Here is a 4,657-nt window from a genome sequence, read left to right on the forward strand (position 1 = left end):
CTACTTGATCGAGCGATCGCCCACTTATCGGTACGATCGCCCACTTGTCGGTTCGATCGCCTGATTGAGCTGGCGATCGCCTGCTTGACGGTACGAGCGCTACACCAACTCTTTTAAGATACAAGGGGCGGGTTTTACCAAAAATAATGGCCTAAAACCAATAATCTCGTAAACCCGCCCCGGCCCCAGGGATGATTTACATCCCAATTACCAATTACCAATTACCAATTACCAATTGTCAATTAAGGATAGAAAGCCAATTGTGGCAAACCCAAAGTTTCTTCCCAACCCATCATCAAGTTCATGCACTGGATGCCTTGACCGGCTTGTCCCTTAATTAAATTGTCGATCGCCGAGAGCACAATCACCCTGTCAGTACGGGGATCGACTTCCACACCGATAAAACACAGGTTAGTGCCGCAAGCCCATTTTGTTTGCGGATAAACCCCAGCCGGCAACACTTTTACCCAAGGACAATTGCGGTAAAAAGCGGTGAAAATTGTAATTAAATCTTCCCGCACCAAACCCGGATCGCGCAAAGTTGCGTAAACAGTGGCCAGAATTCCCCGCACCATCGGAATTAGGTGGGGAGTAAACTGAACTTTAATATCGTGTCCGGCTAAATCGCTGCAAATTTGCTCGATTTCTGGGGTGTGGCGGTGGCGGGCAACGCCGTAAGCGCCCAGAGAACCCTCTGCTTCAGCCAACAAGAGATTAACTTCGGCTTTGCGGCCCCCTCCAGAAGCACCGGATTTGGCGTCGATAATTGCTGTTTTTGGCACGATGAGACCTTGTTTGAGCAAAGGCGCCAGCGCTAATAAACTAGCAGTGACGTAGCAGCCGGCACAGCCTACTAACTTAGCGTCTTTAATTCGATCGCGATACAATTCTGGCAAACCGTAAACAGCCGTTGCAGCCAATTCCGAGTCGGATCGTTCGCCGCCGTACCAAGCTTTGTAAGTTTCCAGATTTTCAAATCTGTAGTCAGCCGACAAGTCCAAGACTTTGCAGCCTTTTTCTATCAGCGTCGGTGCCATTTGGCAAGCTAAACCGTTCGGCAGCGACAGAAACACAACTTCACATTTTGCCGCTATTTTGTCTAGGTCGATCGCCTCGACTGTCAAATCAATGCAGTTAGTCAGATGCGGATAAAGGCTGGAAAAAGGTTTTCCCGCACTGCTATCCCCGCCCAAATAGACTACTTCAGCCGCTGGGTGATCTGCCAGCAGTCGCACAAGTTGCACGCCGCCGTACCCTGAAGCGCCGATAATTCCTACAGGCACACGTCCAACATCTCCCATTTTCCTTTATCCCCTCAGCAGTTGAAGTCAAAAACGCTTGAACTTTTGCTGCATTGTAGTACCAAATGCCAACTTTGGTGGCAAAGAATTGTGTTGTTTTGTATTGAAGGTGGAGTTTTGTTAATTTCCCGGTGTTTGACCCCGCCCAAAAACCGATACAAAGCCCCGACTCCTTTCCTGGAGAGCCCAAAATTTTAGACCAAAGTTCCACCTTCCAGATTCAAAGCTGCAAGTAAATCTAAAATCTCAAATCTCAAATCTCAAATCGACTGACCTCGCGCCAAAACCCTAAAATTAACAAACGGATCTGCGATCGTGCTATAAAAAACTTACTTTAACCCATCCCCAAACCGGAGATTAAGATTTTTTCCTCGAAGCTCGAGCCTCGAAGCTCAATATCCATCCGTTAAATCTGTTAAATCTTGTACACGGCTTCGTTGCCGAACGAACTATGGGCATAGTGGTAGAAATATTGCCATAACCGTGATATATTGTTTCTACAGCTTCATTCACGCTATGCAGATTTTGTGAATCCCAAGGTTTGCTAGAAAGTTGATAGAAGCCAAAACTCTTGCAGAACCTTGAAAAATCAATATGTACGCTAAAACACAATCCACACCTGAGACGGTCAAAGTTCAGTCCGATAACGGTACTCTCCGATTGCAGTTCAGTACCAAGTACAACCCTATTTTTGGGGGTAAGCGCAAGCATCAGGGCTTGTCCCTCAAGGACACCCCGGAGAACTGGCAAAAGGCGATCGCTATCGCTTGGAGGATTGAAGGTGACTTGCAGCATCCTGACTGGCAACAGTTGTTTGACCCCAGTTTTGCCAAGTACGGTTTAAAGAGTAAGTACACCGCTGAACTTAAGCTGGCTGCACCTATCCCAGAACCTGAACCTGAGATGACAGTAGGGGCAATGTGGGAGGATTACTTGGAGTGGAAACAACCACAGTTACAACCAACTACTTTCGAGCTTCTTTATCAAATTACTTACACTAATCCCCTTAAAGGAAAAGTGTATGACAGAAAAAATCATGTTTATTTGACCTCGGATAATCCCCTGTGGGATGAACGATTGAGCGGGAAAATGGGCGATTACTTGTCTCGGTTCACCTGTTGCGCTGCGACCAAGCATTCAGTTATTTCTGCTCTTTCCGAGGCATTTTTGCGCTTACAGTCTCAAGGGAGGACAAACCTTACATCTAATCCGTTCGCGGGGTTCAATTCTACTGCTGTCGTCAACAAAACAGATAAATATAAGGCAGCTATTAACGCTGATGGCTCGCTTTTACGATGGTGGGATACCGAAGATACGGAAACCGATCCAGATGAACGCGACAGACGTGCTTTTACTAAGGAAGAACGTGACATCATCATCAAGGCGTTTTATGAGTCCGATAAGTCTAATGTACGTCAAGCAGCACCTTTAGTTGAATTTTTGTTTTTAACAGGTTGCCGTAGTGGTGAAGCGTTTGCACTTGAATGGAAGGACGTTTTTTTAGGACGGGATAAAGATTACATTCGGTTTAGCAAGTCTTACAACGGACGATTAAAAAACACTCAGGTTACAAAAACAGGTGAAACCAGGATTTTCAAAGTTTACTCCAAGCTCGAAAATCTGTTGTTAAAAATTAAGCCTGTAGATGCTAAGCCTACGGATTTAATTTTTACACAAAGAAACGGCAAAGCTTGGTATATAGGTCAACTTGCTAAGCTTTGGAACACATACGAATTAAATCATCCTCAAAAAAAATATGTATATCCCGGTGTAGTTACTCAACTGGTAGAGGAAGGTAGAATCTCAGGCTATCTCTCTCCCTACCATACCAGGCACACGTTTATCAGTTTACAGGCACACGCGGGAACCGACTTATTTCTGCTAGCTACCGCGTGTGGTAACAGTGTAGAGGTAATTCAGAAGCATTACTTGGGGATTAACCCTGACGCAACTTTCTGCGAGTTTTAATTTAACTCTCGCACCTTACCTACCGACCGTCTCCTAACAAGGGGGCGGTTTTTTTTTATTGCCGATCGCACGGCTCGGAAGAAGGAAACTTTCACTCACATAATGTGCATGATGTGAAGCGAAATGTGATTCTCTATAAATGAGAGTATTTAAGTGTATTTTGTGGTTTAGCCGCCCATGTTAGGCGGCTAACTGTAAAAAAGGACTGAATATGACCGATTTTGCGGGTTGACGCGAGGCGCAAAATACTGCGATCGTAAAAAGTGAGAGACAGCCACACAGCCACCGGGTTGCACCCCGATGACTGCTGTTTTCTCAATTGCCTACACAATTGAGAATATTATTATGTCACAAAAATCTGTCACGGGCTACCCGCGATCGCAATTTTTAACGTACTCGTGGGACGCCCCCCTAGCGCTACGCTGGTATCGGGATGCCGTGTTTGACGGTATTTCTCACTCAGTCGCTTTTGGCGCACTCGACATCGGCGTTAAGTCGGCGCACTGGCTTCACTACTACCAAGCCCCTGTGCTACTACCCGAACAGGTAGATGCTTTTTACGGCGTTGAGCCGAAAACTACCGATCGCTTAATTCGTTACTTTGACCCCCAACTGCGGGGGGACGGTATGTTTTGGTGTCCTGAGACGCATTTGATTGACGCAGAACCCGTGCTGGGACTGTGCTGGATAGGAAAACCGAGCCTTAACTTTCTGCTGCCCCCCAGGGCTGTACTCAAGCTGGCTTGTTGGATGCCAGCCACTATCAACACCATGCGGGCTTTGGATTATGTTGACGATATTGCATCTGCATACTACGAGCCGCTACCCGACCCCGTGAAAATGAGCCAGAACTACCGAGCGGTCGAAAAACGAGGACGAGTTTCTAAGGATAGAGCCGTGCTGATTCAAGAGGCTCAGGACAAGGGCATCTATGCTTACGCTAAACACTTTGGCAACTGGGATAGCGGGGTCACTTGGAAGCGACTGCTGACTCACCACGAACGGGGCGGACAGTTCCCGCCAACCCGAGAGGAGCTAAACGAGATATTGCTTGAGCTTTAACCAAGGCGATCGCACGGCACGGAAAGTAAAAAGCTAGGCTCACATCATGTGTATAGTGTGACTCTAGCTTTTTTTTTACTTTCTACACATTTGTTAATCCAAATTTTTGAATACCGCTCTATATTTTGGTTTAGCCAGCTATCATAGCCGGCTATTCGTGAAAATACACTTAGCTGTCGAGAATAAACAATAGACCTCTTGCGAAAGTGCGCTCGTTCTAGGTAAAATAAAAGAAATAATTAGCTCCCATAAGATGAATTACGAACAAGTACAAAAGTTAAACCCCGCCGACTTTAAACGGTACTGTGGACTACATCAAGAGACAT

The 4,657-nt window shown here is 46.2% G+C and carries 3 protein-coding genes; 2 read left to right on the forward strand and 1 reads right to left on the reverse strand.

Going from position 1 to position 4,657, the window contains the following annotated elements; translation table 11 throughout:
• Nucleotides 1–242: 242 nt before the first annotated feature.
• Nucleotides 243–1,301 carry an N-acetyl-gamma-glutamyl-phosphate reductase gene (gene argC, locus ACUVJL_RS24695; RefSeq protein ID WP_445248252.1) on the reverse strand — a complete coding sequence of 353 codons (1,059 nt, stop codon included), beginning with the start codon at nucleotides 1,299–1,301 and terminating at the stop codon, nucleotides 243–245.
• 594 nt (nucleotides 1,302–1,895) lie between these two features.
• Here argC and ACUVJL_RS24700 point away from each other — a divergent pair.
• Both ACUVJL_RS24700 and ACUVJL_RS24705 read left to right on the forward strand, forming a co-directional pair.
• The gene (locus tag ACUVJL_RS24700; RefSeq protein ID WP_445248253.1) at nucleotides 1,896–3,269 is read left to right on the forward strand and encodes a tyrosine-type recombinase/integrase; all 1,374 of its coding nucleotides are present in this window, start codon (nucleotides 1,896–1,898) and stop codon (nucleotides 3,267–3,269) included.
• Between the two features lie 345 nt (nucleotides 3,270–3,614).
• Complete coding sequence (locus ACUVJL_RS24705) at nucleotides 3,615–4,331, forward strand: hypothetical protein (protein ID WP_445248254.1); 717 nt, start codon at nucleotides 3,615–3,617, stop codon at nucleotides 4,329–4,331.
• Nucleotides 4,332–4,657: the final 326 nt, after the last annotated feature.

The sequence above is a fragment of the Microcoleus sp. OTE_8_concoct_300 genome, from assembly GCF_031383065.1.
Taxonomy (GTDB): domain Bacteria; phylum Cyanobacteriota; class Cyanobacteriia; order Cyanobacteriales; family Microcoleaceae; genus Microcoleus.

Coding starts and splice junctions, on each gene's coding strand:
- argC (WP_445248252.1), bottom strand. CDS start 1,301: ATGGGAGATGTTGGACGTGTGCCTGTAGGAATTATCGGCGCTTCAGGG.
- ACUVJL_RS24700 (WP_445248253.1), top strand. CDS start 1,896: ATGTACGCTAAAACACAATCCACACCTGAGACGGTCAAAGTTCAGTCC.
- ACUVJL_RS24705 (WP_445248254.1), top strand. CDS start 3,615: ATGTCACAAAAATCTGTCACGGGCTACCCGCGATCGCAATTTTTAACG.